Here is a 13,991-nt window from a genome sequence, read left to right as displayed (position 1 = left end):
GTTTATGTGAGAACCAAGCCCGGCCGATCAGGCCGGGCTTGGGATTCGTGCCGCCGCTTTCTCGTCGAGCATCGCGATCGAGGCCAGCGCCGTTGCGGTGTGCTTTTCGACGCCGTCGGTGAGGCAATAGACATCGGCCGCAACCACCGCGACCTGACGTCCGGGCTTGATCACCCGCGCCCGGCAGATCAGCCGCTCGCCCACCGCCGGCGACAACAGATTCAACTTATATTCAGCCGTGAGCGCCGCCTGGCCGCGCGAGGTCGCAGCCGCGATGGTGGTCGAATTGTCGACCAGGAACGCGGTGACGCCGCCATGGAACAGGCCGTGCTGTTGCAACAGCTCCGGCCGGCGGTCGACCGCGAGCGTGCACGACCCGCGCGTCAGTTCGGACAGCTCCGCGCCGATATGGGTCATAAAGCCCTGGCGACCGACATTGTCGCGGATGCGCGTGGCGATCGGCGCGAACTCCGGATCGGTATTGGCGATCATGGGGTCTCTCCTGTTCTGTGGTCGGCATCAATGGCGACCACCGCGCGGGTGGCGCAGGCGATCAGGATGTCGGTCTGGTCCCTGGGATCGGCGCGGTCGCGGCCCGACAACCACGCGCGACAGAATATCTGCGCAGGTCCGATGATCTGGCTGAAGAACAAGGTCGCCGTCATCGGCAGCAATTCGCCGCGCGCGATCAGCGGCGCGCGCCAGCGCTCGACGGCCTCGGCGAGACGCGAATTCTGCGCGCGCTGCGCACCACGGATTTCTTCGGTCCATTCGCTGCGCGAAATCTCGAACAGATAGCGCGCCTCGCGGCGGTTGTTCACAACCCAGTCCAGATGCGCATGGATCAGCTGCGCCACGCCTTGCCTGGCGCCGCAGGATTCGTCGATCGCAGCGAGCACGGCAGCGTGATAGCGGCCGAGAATTTCCAGGAACAGCGTGCCGGCCAGTTCCTTCTTTGATCCGAAGAAATGGAAGAAGCTGCCGTTCGACGCCCGCGCGCGGGTTCGAATGGCGGCCACGGTTGCGCCCTCAAAGCCGTCGCGGTCGAACACCGCCAATCCCGCCGCCAGCAAATCCTCTCGCGCCGTGGTCACCACACGCCAACCCTCGCATTTTTCTTAGATCGCTGCTCTAGAGTATTGCTCTAGGAATGATTGAGCAAGTCCGTCGTGCGAGCTTTCCGTCGCGAACGTTATCGGCGTGCGTTGTTGGAACGCGGCGTTACTGGGAAATGGGCGGTGCGGGCGGCCCCGCCGGAGCAACCGGCGGTGGAGGCGGCGCAGATGCCGTCACCTCGGGCGGAGTGGCCGGTGCAGTTGCTGCGGCGGGCGCCGACGGGCTCGGGATGGCGGCTGGCTCTCTCGGGATCGCGGCTGGTTCTGATGTACCGCTGGGGGTCGGTGCGGCGGCCGCCGGCGCGGGCGTGACCGGCGGGACTGGATCAGGCCGCAGCGGCGTTGGTTCGCTGCCGCCGGTTTCCCTGGGCGCATCGACCTTGGCGGTCTCGGACTTTCCTGATTCAGGCTTCCCTGCTTCAGACTTGCCTGCTTCAGACTTGCCTGCTTCAGGTTTGCCCGTTTCAGGCTTGCTCGAGTCAGACTTGCTCGAGTCAGACTTGCCCGAGTCAGAAATGCCCTCGCCCGCCGGCTTGGCGGCTTCAGGCTTTTCGCCGGGATCCACCTTGGCGGTTTCGCGCTTGGCTTCTTCCTTGGCCGCCTCGTCCGGTTTCGGCGGCTCTTCGGCAGGCTTGCCGCGCTTGCCGAGCTTCTGCTTGGCGCCCGTTTTGCTGTCGGTCGCGGCCTGCGGCGTCTGGCCATCGGCGGGCCTGGCGGCATCGGGCTGCTGCTGGCCCGGCCGTCGCTTGCCGTCGCGTCCGGGGCTTTGCGGCGTCAGCCCGTCGGCGTCGGGCCGGGACGCCTCTTGCGTCGCGGCGGGATGTTGCCGGCGGCCGAACCGGTCGGGCTGATCCGGCTTGGCAGCCTCTTGCTTGGCGCCCTTTGCCGCATCGGTCTTCGTCTGATCCTTGCTCTGAAATCGTGCGTCGGCCGCGCCGTTCGATATCAGGAACGAGGCGAGCACCCCGGCCATCTCGCTGCTGGTGGTGTAGTGCTGGCGCAGGAAGCCGGGCAGCGACGACGGCGACACGCTCTTCAAAAGGCCGCGAGGGCTCTTGTGGCAGGCGTTGCAGGTACCCGAGAAGATCTGGGAAGGGGTCTTGCCGGCCTCCAGGTTTTCAGCCCGGGCCGTGAGACAGCCAACCAGAAGCATCACCGTCGCCAGACTGAGCGCTCGGCTCAACATTCCCTGCTTCTCCAATTGGAATCGCTTCCGGCGTCGCACAACACGGCCGGCGGCGGACCACCTTGTAGCCGATTATCCTACGAATGGAAGCTCACTTGAGACGCAACTGCGTGATCTCCACATTTGGGAATATCCGCTTTGACTACAATGCCCTAGCCCCTCGGGCTGATCACGATTATGATCTGGCTGACGCACATGGGAACCTTCGTTCCCGCCGTGCGTCGGTTGTAACGGGCCGGTCGTTCCATTGGTGCTTTGATGGATCGTTTGTTGCGTTATTTCCTGGGGCAGTTCATCCGCCGCGGCACGATGACATTCACGGCCGCGAGCGGGAGCACATTTACCTGCGGCGACGGCACCGGGCGGCCGGTATCGGCCCGGTTCCTGAGCCCGCGCACCGAGTGGCGGATCCTCCTCAATCCCGAACTGGCGCTGGGCGAATCCTATATGGACGGCACGTTCGTGGTCGAAAATGGCTCGATCGCAGACGCGCTGGCGATCCTGCTCGATCAGCCGGCCATGGTGCCGCAATGGGCTCGGCTGCAATGGTGGATGCGCTATCTCGCCCGGCACTTCAGTCAGTTCAACTGGCGCGGCCGGTCACGAAACAATGTCGCACATCATTATGATCTCGACGGGCGGCTCTATTCGCTCTTCCTCGACGCCGACAAGCAATATAGCTGCGCCTATTTCGAGACGCCGGATGCCACGCTCGATGATGCCCAGTTGGCCAAGAAGCGCCACCTCGCCGCCAAGCTCAGAATCGGGCGCGGCGACCGCGTGCTCGACATCGGCTCGGGCTGGGGCGGCCTTGGGCTCTATCTGGCCGAGATGACCGGCGCCGATGTTACCGGCATTACGCTCTCGACCGAGCAATTGCAGGTCGCTAACGCCCGCGCCGGGGAGAAAAGACTGGGCCGTCAGGCGAAATTCCTGCTCAGCGACTACCGCGACATTCCGGGTCCGTTCGACCGGATCGTGTCGGTCGGGATGTTCGAGCATGTCGGTGTCGGGTTTTATGAAACCTTCTTCAAGCGATGCGCCGAATTACTCAGCGACGACGGGATCATGGTGCTGCACTCGATCGGCCGCTCCACCGGCCCCGACGTGACCAGCCCCTGGACCACGAAGTATATTTTCCCGGGCGGCTACATCCCCGCGATGTCCGAAGTGACGCCGGCGATCGAGAGCGCCGGGCTTCTGGTCTGCGACACCGAGATTCTGCGGCTGCATTATGCAGAGACGCTGAAAGCCTGGCGCGAGCGCTTCATGGCGCGGCGCGAAGAGGCCGTGCGCCTTTACGACGAACGCTTCGCCCGGATGTGGGAATTCTATCTGGCCGGGTCGGAAATGTCGTTCCGGAAGCAGAACCTGATGAATTTCCAGATCCAGCTCACCAAGCGCCAAGGCGTGGTGCCGATGACGCGCGACTACATCGCGCGTGAAGAGGCGCGGCTGCGCAGGATCGAAACCGGAAAGCAGCCGCGGCTGCAAATCGCGGGCGAGTAGACCGATTTTGAGCTGAATGTCTTAGTTTCGGAAGCTGTAGTCCGAGCCGTAGGCTATTCCGGCAGTAGCCGGGCGAGCGAGTTGCGCGCGCAGAGCATCCAATACCTTGATATCGCAGGGCACGGCACGCGATTCCGGGCGCGAGACGAGTTCCATGGTGTCGATCAGCATCGACAACCAAGCGCGCTGGTCGCCTCCTGATCGCCATGTACCGAGCTGTTGACCCATCGTCTTGTCCTTGATCCCTGCTCTTAACCAACCCGAAAGCCTAAAACCCGTTCCCGAACTCCTCGACCAGGATGCCGGCCAGAAAGCCTCTCGGATGTGATCTGGTTCACAGAGTTCGCCGGCTGATTGCCGTAAAACTACTGAATGGCCCAGAAAACCTACTCGACCTCGCTCGTCCCTCGCGCCGATCTCATCGTCGATTACGCCTTGATTGCGACCGGCATCGGCTCGGCCCTGATCGCGTTGATCTTTCTCATCCTGGCTTGATCAATCGCTAACATCGCGGCCCGGATGACCTCCGCAGCCTTGGATAGGTCTGTCCAACTGGCGATAAAGTTCAGTTGGCCCTAACAGCTTTCCCAACATTTTCGTGAATTCGGTGGCACCGCCCGGCCGCCGCGCGGTTTTGACCAAAACCCGTCAAGTGCAATGCCGCAACGACCGACGGGGATTCACATCTCGCTTGTGTGAATCGGGCATAAGGCATGTAGGTACTTCCGCTCGGCACGAGGGGAGCGCTTTATCGCCGCCCCAATCCGGCATCCCAAATACCGACCCAAATCCGAAGAACAATTCCGAGCATGGCGCTGACTGATTCGAACATTCTGAAGCTTGCCCCCGACGCGGGAACTCCGGCCTATCGGAGTGCGCCGCACAATATCGAAGCCGAACAGAGTCTGCTTGGCGCGATCCTGGTCAATAACGACGCGTTCTACCGGGTTTCGGACTTCCTCGAGCCAAAACACTTCTTCGAACCGATCCATCAGGCGATCTACGAGACCGCCGGCAGCCTGATCCGAATGGGCAAGGTCGCAACGCCGGTCACCTTGAAAACCTTCCTGCCCGCCGAGACCGATATTGGCGGCATGACGGTTGGCCAGTACCTCGCCCGTGTCGCGGCTGAGGCCACCACCATCATCAACGCGCAGGATTACGGCCGGACGATCTATGACATGGCGTTGCGCCGCGATCTGATCCGGATCGGCGAGGACATGGTCAACGTCGCATTCGACGCGCCGGTGGATTTTGCCCCGCGCGCGCAGATCGAGGACGCCGAACGCCAGCTCTACGAGTTGGCGGAGTCCGGCCGTTACGACGGCGGCTTCCAGCGTTTCGCACAGGCGATGAAGACCGCGCTCGATATGGCGGCCAACGCCTATCAGCGCGACGGAAAATTGTCCGGCATTTCAACTGGCCTGCGCGATCTCGACTCCAAGATGGGCGGCCTGCAGCGTTCGGACTTGATCATCGTGGCCGGACGTCCCGGCATGGGCAAGACCGCGCTTGCCACCAATATCGCCTATAACATCGCCGAAGCGCACCAGGCGGAAGTTCAAGCCGACGGCACCATGAAGTCGGTCAATGGCGGCGTTGTCGGCTTCTTCTCCTGCGAAATGTCCGCCGAGCAGCTCGCCACGCGTATTCTGGCCGAGCAAACCGGCATTGCGTCCAGCATGATCCGCCGCGGCGGGATCAAACAGGACGAATTCGACAGGATCCGCGACTACACCATCAAGCTCGAGCACTTGCCGCTGTTCGTCGACGAAACGGGCGGCCTTTCGATCTCGCAATTGACGGCGCGCGCGCGGCGGCTGAAGCGGCAGAAGGGCCTCGACATCATCGTGGTCGACTACATCCAGCTGCTGCAGGGCTCCGGCAAGCGCGGCAACGACAATCGCGTGCAGGAAGTCACCGAAATCACCACCAGCCTGAAAGCGCTCGCCAAGGAACTCAATATTCCCGTGGTCGCGCTCTCGCAGTTGTCGCGACAGGTCGAAAGCCGCGACGACAAGCACCCGCAATTGGCTGACTTGCGCGAATCCGGCTCGATCGAACAGGACGCCGACGTGGTGCTGTTCGTGTACCGCGAGGAATACTATTTGCAGAACAAGGAACCCAAAATCGGTACGCCCGAGCACGAGAAATGGAAGCTCGACATGGAGCTCGCTCACGGCAAGGCCGAGGTCATCATCGCCAAGCAGCGCCACGGACCGACGGGTACGGTCCAACTGCAATTCGAGGGGCAGTTCACGCGGTTTAGCGATTTCACCGAAGGGGATAATCTACCCTACCGCGCGCCCTAGCGCGGTCTCCAGCGAAGCGTCGGACTTGATCCGGGTGGTGCTAGGTTCGCGTGAAGAAAACACGTCAAAACGATAATCTGGAGCGCGATCGGTTCTGATCAATCAGGACTGATCGTGCCCCAGTCCTGCCTTCTGCGCGGTTGAACCATGGCGTTCGCCCGCGTAAAATGCGGCATGAACATCGCATCCGACCCCAAATCCATCCCGACCAGCACCCTGCTCTCGCCCGAGGCGAACCAGGCCGCCGCGCTGGCGAGCGTCACCGGCGTGCTGACCGTCGATCTCGACGCCATCGTCGCCAACTGGCGCAAGCTCGAAAAGACCGCCGTGCCGGCCGAATGCGCCGGCGTGGTGAAAGCGGACGCCTATGGCTGCGGCGCTGAACAGGTCGCGCGCGCGCTGGCCAACGCCGGCTGCAAGACGTTCTTCGTTGCGACGCTCGAGGAAGCCCGCGTGGTCCGTGAGGCTCTGCCCACCGTCACGATTTATACGCTCGACGGCTTCTTCCAGAACACCGGCGACGCCTACGCCAAGCTCGATTGCAAGCCCGTGATCGGCGATCTCAACGAACTCGCCGAATGGGACGTGTTCTGCCGCCGCTCCGGCTGGTCCGGAGGGGCGGCCGTTCACATCGACACCGGCATGAACCGGCTCGGCCTGACCGTGACCGAGGCGCAAGGTATCATTCCGCGCATCAATGCCGGCGATCACGGCATCACGCTTGTGATGAGCCACCTCGCCTCCGCCGAACTCCTCAACAACCCGCTCAACGCCAAGCAGCTCACGACCTTCCGCGAAATCGCGAGCCTGTTCGCGGGCGTGCCGGCGTCGCTGGCGAATTCGTCCGGCGTTTTCCTGGGGCCGCAGTTCCAGTTCGAACTGGTGCGGCCGGGCGCCGCCGTCTACGGCATCAACCCGACACCGGAAGCCGACAATCCGATGCAGCCGGTCGTCGAATTGAAGGCGCGCATCGTGCAGATCCGCAATCTGGAAAAGGGCGAAACCGTCGGTTATGGCGGCACCTGGACCGCGCGGCGGCCGACGCGGGTCGCGATCGTTTCCGCAGGCTATGCCGACGGATATTTCCGCGCAGCCAGTTCGAATGACGGCAGCCGGGGCGCCGAGGTGGTGGTCGCCGGCAAGCGCTGCCCGATCGCGGGTCGCGTCTCGATGGACCTGATGGCGGTCGATATCACCGATCTGGAAAAGAACGCCGTGCGGCGTGGTCACATGGTGACGCTGATCGGCGAAGGCATCACGGTCGATGAACTCGCCCATCATTTCGGCACCATCGGCTATGAAGTGCTGACCAGCCTCGGCAAGCGCTACGCGCGGATTTACAAGGGCGGCGACGCAAAGGCCGAGCCGCCGTCGGTAACGGCGTCAACGCCACCGGCAATCGAACCAGTGCCCGCGACCGCTGAACCGGCCGCCGCGCCAGCTCAGGCCCCGCCTCCACTGCCGACCTGACAATTCCAGTCAGGCATGAAGATCGCCACCTTCAACATCAACAATGTCAATCGCCGCCTGCCCAATTTGCTGCGCTGGCTGCGTTCGGCAAGACCCGATGTCGTGGCGTTGCAGGAGTTGAAATCGACCGACGCCGATTTTCCGGCTGCTGCAATCGAGAAGGCCGGCTACGGCGCGGTGTGGCGCGGCCAGAAGACCTGGAACGGCGTCGCCATCCTGGCGCGCAACGCCGAGCCGGTGCTGACGCGCTCCGCCCTGCCCGGCAACGCCGGAGATAACGAGGCGCGCTACATCGAAGCCGCCGTCAACGGCATCATCGTCACCAGTCTCTATCTGCCGAACGGCAATCCGCAGCCCGGGCCGAAATTCGACTACAAGCTCGACTGGTTCAAACGGCTGCGCGCGCATGCCGCCAAATTCATCAAGCAGGATATCCCCGTGGTGCTGGCCGGCGACTACAATGTCGCGCCGGCCGAACTGGATATCTATCCGACGAAATCCTGGGACAAGGACGCGCTGATCCAGCCGAAAAGCCGCGCCGCGTTCAAGACGCTGACGGCGCAAGGCTGGACCGACGCCATCCGCACCCTGCATCCGTCAAAGCCGATGTTCACGTTCTGGGACTACAAGCGCAACCGCTGGCCGCGCGACGCCGGGCTGCGGCTCGATCATCTGCTGCTGAGCCCCGTGCTGGCGCCGCGCTTGTTGAAAGCCGGCGTCGACCGCAAGATCCGCGGCGAAGACGGCGCCAGCGATCATGCGCCGGCGTGGATCGTGTTGAAGTAGACGGCCAACGCCGCATTGCTTCCATTTGAAGCCAAGTTTCCTAAACTTCATTAGGGCTTTGCGGCTAGTCTCTCGCCGGAGGTCGTTGCCATGCCGCCTGCCCAGGCCGGTCCGGATTATCCCTATGGATCGACGCAGCTGCGGCCGCAGTGGCGCGACCGCTGGGCGCAGGGCCTCTCATTCGTGGTCGTGGCCTGTGCCGGCACTTCACTGCTGATCTATCAGCATGTCTGGCCGCTTGAGCGGATGGCGCTGACGATCCTCTTTCCGGCGCTGCTCGGCATTACATTGGCCTTCGCGCCTGACCCTCCCGCCCTGATCTCGCGGCTGGCCAAGCGATTGACGGTGGCCGGCTGCGCCATCGGCACCTTGTCGGGCCCGTGGCTCGCGCCGATGATCCTCGCCGTACCGGCCTTGCTGGCCTCATCGGTCGCGATCGGCTGGCTCTACGGGGAACGCCGCCGTGGCTGACAGCTCCGGATTCGTCGCGCTGGCGAGGACCGCCCTCCTCATCGGGCCGACCCTCGCGGCCATGCTGATGCTGGTGTTGGTCCGATGCTCGCCGCGGCAGGCGACCGCGGCGATGCTGGGCGGCCTCTGGCAATTGCCGGCGCTCCTGTTGCTCAATTGGTTCGCCCAGCAAGCGGGCTGGTGGCGGTTTCAACCTGATGCCGCATCCGTCCTCGGTCTGCCGGTCGATCTCTGGATCGGATGGGCGATCTGGTGGGGACCGATCGCGGTGCTCGCCTCACGCAAATTGCCGATGCCACTCGTGATCGCCGGTCTGGTCGCCGCCGACATCATATCCATGCCGCTTCTCAAGCCTCTGGTGGTGCTCGGCGACAACTGGCTGATTGGCGAAATCGTCGCGGTCATCTTCGCGCTGCTTCCGGCGCTGATGCTTGCCCGCTTGACGGAAGCCGACCGCTTTCCCGTGTTGCGGACCTGTTTCCATGCGCTCGGTTGGGGCGGCTACATGCTGCTCGTGCTCCCGGCGTGTGTGCTGGCATGGGAGGGACGCGACTACATCGACGCGCTTGCGCAAGCCACGCCGTGGCGATGGATCGTCGCGCTCCTGATCGGACTGCCCTCGCTGCTGATCGGCTGGGCCGCCGCGCACGAATTCGCATTGGTCGGCCGGGGAACGCCGATCCCCTACGATCCGCCGAAACGCGTTGTGACCAGTGGCCCCTACGCATCGATTGCCAATCCGATGCAGCTGACATCGGCATTGGTGATGGCGGCGCTCGCGATCCTGGTGGCTTCAGGCGCGGCCTGGTCGCTGCCGATCATGTTTCTGGTGTTCGACGGCATTTTCGCCGCCTGGTACAACCGCGCCCACATCGCACTCGCCATGCCGGAAGACTGGGAGCGTTATCGTGCCGAGGTCCGCGACTGGCGCTTTCGGCGCCGTCCCTATATCGCGCGCACCGCGACGCTGCATTTTCCTGACTCCGGTCGCGACGCCAGGGCGTGGGCCTGGCTGATGCGGCGCGCCGCCGACGGACTGACCATCGAGGTAGCACCCGCGCGTCCAAGCCTCGAGCGCCAGCGCATCGTTTATGTCAGCAGCGATCCCGATCTCGATGCCGTCGGCATCGCCGCGTTCGGGCGCGCACTCGAGCATCTCGGCGGCATCCCGGCCTTCATCGGCTGGATGTTTCGCCTGCCGGGCGCCAATCATTTCGTCGAACTCGTCACCTTCCTCGTGCCATTGCGACGCCTGAACACGCGGCTCGCGCTCTGGTCCCGGTCGTGACGGCTACGTGCGGCGTTACCCGCCGAATTTCTTGTGCAGCATGACGCCAAGAATATTGGAGTAATCGTCGGTCCACAGCGCGCTCGACCGGTCCGGCTGCAACGGCGTCCAGCTTGCGGCAACGCTGCCGGTGGCGGCCGCGTCGCGCGCCAGGACTACGAGGCGTGCATTGGCTTTCATCGTGGTCAGCAGATCGCCGGCGCTGGTATCTTCCCGCAGGTAGGCGACAAGCCCAAGCGATTGCGCGACGTTACCCACAACAGGCGCGAGATCGAAGTACCGGTTGGAGATATGCACCACGATCACACCATGCGGCGTGAGCTTTGAAAGATAACCCGCAACCGCTTCGCGCGTCAGCAGATGCACCGGAATCGCATCCGACGAGAACGCGTCGAGCACGATCAGATCATAGCGGTCGGTTGATGCCTCCAGCGTCAGGCGCGCGTCGCCGGCGACAATAGGCGCATCGGGGGCGCATTTCGACAGGAACTCGAAGCGACGCGGATCGCGCGCGATCCGGATCACTTCGGGGTCGATCTCGAAGAAGGTCCAGCGCTCCCTACCCTTGCGATGACAGGCCAGCGTGCCGGTACCGAGGCCCACGACGGCCACATGGCCGAGGCCGCCCCGCGCGGCACGGGCGGCGCCAATGGCTTCCGCGTACGGACCACCCGGATAGTAATAGGTCTGCGGCAAGAGCGGTCCGGTGACCGGGGTGCCATCATCGTTGCGCAACCGCTGCGCGCCATGAATGGTGGTGCCGTGGTAGAGCAAACGGGCACTGCCGCCGTTGATCTCTGCGACCTTATGGACGCCGAAGAAACTGCGCGCGGTTTCGATCGGCGCAATGCCGGGCCGCCACAGGGCGGTCACCGCAAAACTCAGGATCACGAGCCCGACGAAGCGCATCGGCCGTTGCCGCTGAAACAGCATCGCCGCTGCCAGCAGCGCCAGCAGCACCTGGAAAGCCAGTTCCAATGTCGCCGGCGGCTGATAGCGCGTGACGTACCAGACCAGCGCCAGCGCTGCGCTGATCGCAAGCCATGGCAACGCTCCGGTCAGCGCCTTGCGGACGCCTCCGGTAAAAATGCCAGGCGCGCACAACAGCGCGAGCGCGATCAGGATCGGATATTCGTAATTGCCATTGAAGATCTGTGGCGCGACCAGCCCCGCAAAGGCGCCGCCGATCACCCCGCCAAGCGACGTGCAGAGATAGAACTCCGTCAACCGCCGCGGGCTCGGCCGCCGCGCGTAAAGTTCGCCGTGGCACATCAGCGTCAGCAGCGCGAAGACGACGAGGTTGAGGGCGATGGTCGTCAGCCAGAACACCTTCTCACCGCCGATCAGGCTGACCGCGAGCGGCGCCACCGCGAACGGAACGAAGCGCACCACATTGGCGTGGGCGATCCATGGCCGCTCGCGGAACACGGCGACGAAAGTCAGCAGATAAATCGCAAGCGGCACTACCCACAGGAATGGTGCGGCGGCGATATCGGTCGTCAGATATGCAGTGACCGCGATGACGAGCCCCGATGGCACGGCGGCGAGAGCGATCCACCGCATCCGTTCGCCGGTACTCGCGCGCGCATCGTCAGAAACCTCGACCTTTGCGGCGACAGGCTTCGCGCGCGACGTCAACACCGCGACCAGGCTCAGGAGCATGGCGAGCAGCGCAAAGCCTATCGACCACGCCGCTGCCTGCGTCTTCAGCGTGAGAAACGGTTCGATGACGACGGGATAGGCGAACAGCGCCGCGAACGAACCAAGGTTGGACGCGGCGTAGAGAACGTAGGGATTGCCGGCCCGGCTGTGCCCGCTGCCTGCGAACCAGCTTTGCAGCAGCGGCGCGCTGGCCGACAGCGTGAAGAATGGCAGGCCGATCGAGACCGCGAACAGGCCGAACAGCCAGAGCGCCGTCCCATCCGATGGCGGAACACCCCATCCAGGTGCGATCGCGATCGGCAGCATCGTCGCGGTTGCGCCGAGCAGCGCAAGGTGGAACATTGCAGCCCAACGCGGCGGAAGCACACGGTTCAGCAGATGCGCGTAGGCATAGCCGCTGAGCAGCACGGTCTGGAAAAACACCATCGCCACCGACCACACCGCGGGAGCGCCGCCGAGCTTCGGCAACACCATCTTGGCGAACATCGGCTGGATCGAGAACAATAGCAGCGCCGAGACGAACAGCGTCGCGACATACAGCAGCGGCGTCAGCCGGACCACCATCGCCTGCCGATCGCAGTCGGGCGAAATCCGATCGGAAGCATTAAAAAGCGACATAGTCCCCCTGGCACACCGGCAATTTAGGGTTGCACGGTAGCCAATCAGTCCTGAGCAAAGTCTTAATCCGGCTGCCGGGAACCGCTAACCTGCGCCATGGTAAAGGCCGCCTTGCCCGGTTCCAGCCTTCGCTCGCGAAGCGCGTGTAAGGCTGCCGCGCCGAAGCCGCAGGCGGGCTGCTCGGCCCGCGAGCTACGGCTCGGCAAGCCAAATGCCCCGCGGATCAGCCCTTCTTAGTATGGCCCCAGATCTGGTCCCAGTCCTCGCCCGCAGCATCGACGACGCGGCCGTCGGCCTCGAAGAACTTGTTCGGGACCTGGAAGATCGCGAGCATCAGCCCGCCCTCGGGGCACCAGGCGACGTGACGGCTGCCCTGCTCGCGCCAGATGTATTCGCCGGCCTTGCATTCGATGCCCTGCGCCGGACCTTCCTTGTCGACCAGGCTGCCCTCGAGCACGTAGGTCTGCTCGATGTTGACATGCTCGTGGTCGGGCAGCACCGCGCCGGGTTGAAACCGCATCAGCGCGGTCATCAGGCCGGTCTTGCGATCGAACAGCAGCGTCTTGGCTTCGCAACCGGGGAAACGGGTCTTCTGCCACTCCATGTCGGCCGGTCGAACGAGATGCGAATGCGTGTCTACGGTCTCTGGGTGTTTCGGCGTCACGGCGTCCATGGCGATCCTCCGTTTTTTTGGATTTGAGGCGATCCTAGCAGCTTTGCCCGCGACCGCCAGTCGGGGGAACCCGCATGCTGCCTTGCTGGCGCCCGCCCGCAATTGTAGGCTCGACAAGCCTGCCCCTCCCGCGACGCATGGTGAACAATGGCGGCGCTGCAACATTCGCGTTTCTGCAAGGGCTGCTGGGAGCAGATGCACATGCCCGTGCCGCTCCGCGGGGTCATCTCGGTGCCGTTCCGGGCGTTTGGCGTTCGCCCCAGCCGAATGAACCCCAACACCTGCACCATCTGCGAGCTGATGTTCACGAAGGTGATGCGAGCCCGCAAGATCACCATCGACGCGACCGTGATGTTTGCCGATCTGCGCGGCTATACCAGCCTGTCCCAATCGAAGTCGGCGGAGGCCGTCTCGGGCCTGCTCGACGCGTTCTATGATGAGTGTGCGGGCGCGATCTGGGCGCATGAGGGGCTCCTCAACAAGACGATTGGCGATGCCGTCATGGCCGTCTTCAATTTTCCGTTGCGGCGCGATGACCATGTCCGCAATGCCCTGCTCGCGGCACGCGATATCCAGAGGAACTGGCGCGAGCGGCGCGACAGCCTTGCAGTGGCCCTCGGCCTGAACGCCGGCGAACTCGGGATCGGCATCGGCATTCACGCGGGCGAACTCAGTTTTGGCGAGTTCGGCCGGTCACACACCGCGACCTCACCGCCATCGGGACCGTCGTCAACACCGCTTCCCGCGCGCAGTCGGTCGCCGAAGCCGACCAGATTCTCGTGACGCAGGAGGTCTATCAGCGCGCCCGACCGGATTTGCAGGACAGTCACTCCAAGACCTTTCAACTCAAGGGATTCGATGCCCCGATCGAGCTTTACGCGGCATAGCCCTGCCTCGCTTT

Annotated in this window: 13 protein-coding genes and 1 pseudogene; 8 read left to right on the top strand and 6 right to left on the bottom strand. The window is 63.9% G+C overall.

Annotated features, from left to right (window positions below; all coding sequences use genetic code 11):
- Nucleotides 1-27: 27 nt before the first annotated feature.
- From JQ629_RS12785 to JQ629_RS37885, 3 genes are all read right to left on the bottom strand, one after another.
- The gene (locus JQ629_RS12785; RefSeq protein ID WP_212412970.1) at nt 28-492 is read right to left on the bottom strand and encodes a PaaI family thioesterase; all 465 of its coding nucleotides are present in this window, start codon (nt 490-492) and stop codon (nt 28-30) included.
- A complete protein-coding gene (locus JQ629_RS12780) occupies nt 489-1,094 on the bottom strand; it encodes a TetR/AcrR family transcriptional regulator (protein ID WP_212412969.1) in 606 nt (201 codons plus the stop codon). The genes JQ629_RS12785 and JQ629_RS12780 overlap by 4 nt, the downstream gene beginning before the upstream one ends.
- 195 nt (nt 1,095-1,289) lie before the next feature.
- A complete protein-coding gene (locus JQ629_RS37885; protein ID WP_502752855.1) occupies nt 1,290-1,817 on the bottom strand; it encodes a pentapeptide repeat-containing protein in 528 nt (175 codons plus the stop codon).
- A gap of 742 nt (nt 1,818-2,559) precedes the next feature.
- On the opposite strand from JQ629_RS37885, the gene JQ629_RS12770 reads away from it, so the two are divergent.
- Nucleotides 2,560-3,810, top strand: coding sequence for a cyclopropane fatty acid synthase (locus tag JQ629_RS12770; RefSeq protein WP_212412968.1), 1,251 nt, complete (start codon nt 2,560-2,562; stop codon nt 3,808-3,810).
- Nucleotides 3,811-3,831: 21 nt separating this feature from the next.
- Here JQ629_RS12770 and JQ629_RS12765 read toward each other — a convergent pair whose 3' ends face one another.
- Complete coding sequence (locus JQ629_RS12765; protein ID WP_212412967.1) at nt 3,832-4,038, bottom strand: transcriptional regulator; 207 nt, start codon at nt 4,036-4,038, stop codon at nt 3,832-3,834.
- A gap of 144 nt (nt 4,039-4,182) precedes the next feature.
- Here JQ629_RS12765 and JQ629_RS37500 point away from each other — a divergent pair, with 144 nt between their 5' ends.
- From JQ629_RS37500 to JQ629_RS37725, 6 genes are all read left to right on the top strand, one after another.
- Nucleotides 4,183-4,305 carry a hypothetical protein gene (locus tag JQ629_RS37500; RefSeq protein WP_283813416.1) on the top strand — a complete coding sequence of 41 codons (123 nt, stop codon included), beginning with the start codon at nt 4,183-4,185 and terminating at the stop codon, nt 4,303-4,305.
- A 314-nt stretch (nt 4,306-4,619) separates the two neighbouring features.
- The gene (locus tag JQ629_RS12760; RefSeq protein ID WP_212412966.1) at nt 4,620-6,122 is read left to right on the top strand and encodes a replicative DNA helicase; all 1,503 of its coding nucleotides are present in this window, start codon (nt 4,620-4,622) and stop codon (nt 6,120-6,122) included.
- A gap of 174 nt (nt 6,123-6,296) precedes the next feature.
- Nucleotides 6,297-7,592, top strand: coding sequence for an alanine racemase (gene alr, locus JQ629_RS12755; protein WP_212412965.1), 1,296 nt, complete (start codon nt 6,297-6,299; stop codon nt 7,590-7,592).
- A 15-nt stretch (nt 7,593-7,607) separates the two neighbouring features.
- Nucleotides 7,608-8,378, top strand: coding sequence for an exodeoxyribonuclease III (locus JQ629_RS12750; protein ID WP_212412964.1), 771 nt, complete (start codon nt 7,608-7,610; stop codon nt 8,376-8,378).
- 90 nt (nt 8,379-8,468) lie between these two features.
- Nucleotides 8,469-8,849, top strand: a complete 381-nt coding sequence (locus JQ629_RS12745) for a hypothetical protein (protein WP_212412963.1) — start codon at nt 8,469-8,471, stop codon at nt 8,847-8,849.
- A complete protein-coding gene (locus tag JQ629_RS37725) occupies nt 8,842-10,137 on the top strand; it encodes a methyltransferase family protein (protein ID WP_212412962.1) in 1,296 nt (431 codons plus the stop codon). Before JQ629_RS12745 ends, JQ629_RS37725 begins: the two co-directional genes overlap by 8 nt.
- Nucleotides 10,138-10,152: 15 nt before the next feature.
- Here JQ629_RS37725 and JQ629_RS12735 read toward each other — a convergent pair whose 3' ends face one another.
- Nucleotides 10,153-12,417 (bottom strand): fused MFS/spermidine synthase, encoded by a 2,265-nt coding sequence (locus JQ629_RS12735; RefSeq protein WP_212412961.1) that lies wholly within the window; start codon nt 12,415-12,417, stop codon nt 10,153-10,155.
- A gap of 223 nt (nt 12,418-12,640) precedes the next feature.
- Nucleotides 12,641-13,090: a cupin domain-containing protein gene (locus tag JQ629_RS12730; protein ID WP_212412960.1), complete on the bottom strand. Its 450-nt coding sequence runs from the start codon at nt 13,088-13,090 to the stop codon at nt 12,641-12,643.
- A 156-nt stretch (nt 13,091-13,246) separates the two neighbouring features.
- On the opposite strand from JQ629_RS12730, the pseudogene JQ629_RS37720 reads away from it, so the two are divergent.
- Nucleotides 13,247-13,977, top strand: a pseudogene (locus JQ629_RS37720) (adenylate/guanylate cyclase domain-containing protein).
- Nucleotides 13,978-13,991: the final 14 nt, after the last annotated feature.

The organism is Bradyrhizobium sp. AUGA SZCCT0222, assembly GCF_018130205.1.
Classification (GTDB): domain Bacteria; phylum Pseudomonadota; class Alphaproteobacteria; order Rhizobiales; family Xanthobacteraceae; genus Bradyrhizobium.
Note: the sequence above shows the minus strand (reverse complement) of the source record. Positions and strands in the feature narration are given on the sequence as shown.

Excerpts from the sequence above, each read along its gene's own strand:
- alr (WP_212412965.1), top strand. The coding sequence starts at position 6,297 with ATGAACATCGCATCCGACCCCAAATCCATCCCGACCAGCACCCTGCTC.
- JQ629_RS37500 (WP_283813416.1), top strand. The coding sequence starts at position 4,183 with ATGGCCCAGAAAACCTACTCGACCTCGCTCGTCCCTCGCGCCGATCTC.
- JQ629_RS12745 (WP_212412963.1), top strand. The coding sequence starts at position 8,469 with ATGCCGCCTGCCCAGGCCGGTCCGGATTATCCCTATGGATCGACGCAG.
- JQ629_RS12770 (WP_212412968.1), top strand. The coding sequence starts at position 2,560 with ATGGATCGTTTGTTGCGTTATTTCCTGGGGCAGTTCATCCGCCGCGGC.
- JQ629_RS12785 (WP_212412970.1), bottom strand. The coding sequence starts at position 492 with ATGATCGCCAATACCGATCCGGAGTTCGCGCCGATCGCCACGCGCATC.
- JQ629_RS12735 (WP_212412961.1), bottom strand. The coding sequence starts at position 12,417 with ATGTCGCTTTTTAATGCTTCCGATCGGATTTCGCCCGACTGCGATCGG.
- JQ629_RS12730 (WP_212412960.1), bottom strand. The coding sequence starts at position 13,090 with ATGGACGCCGTGACGCCGAAACACCCAGAGACCGTAGACACGCATTCG.
- JQ629_RS12750 (WP_212412964.1), top strand. The coding sequence starts at position 7,608 with ATGAAGATCGCCACCTTCAACATCAACAATGTCAATCGCCGCCTGCCC.
- JQ629_RS12760 (WP_212412966.1), top strand. The coding sequence starts at position 4,620 with ATGGCGCTGACTGATTCGAACATTCTGAAGCTTGCCCCCGACGCGGGA.
- JQ629_RS12765 (WP_212412967.1), bottom strand. The coding sequence starts at position 4,038 with ATGGGTCAACAGCTCGGTACATGGCGATCAGGAGGCGACCAGCGCGCT.
- JQ629_RS37885 (WP_502752855.1), bottom strand. The coding sequence starts at position 1,817 with ATGGCCAGACGCCGCAGGCCGCGACCGACAGCAAAACGGGCGCCAAGC.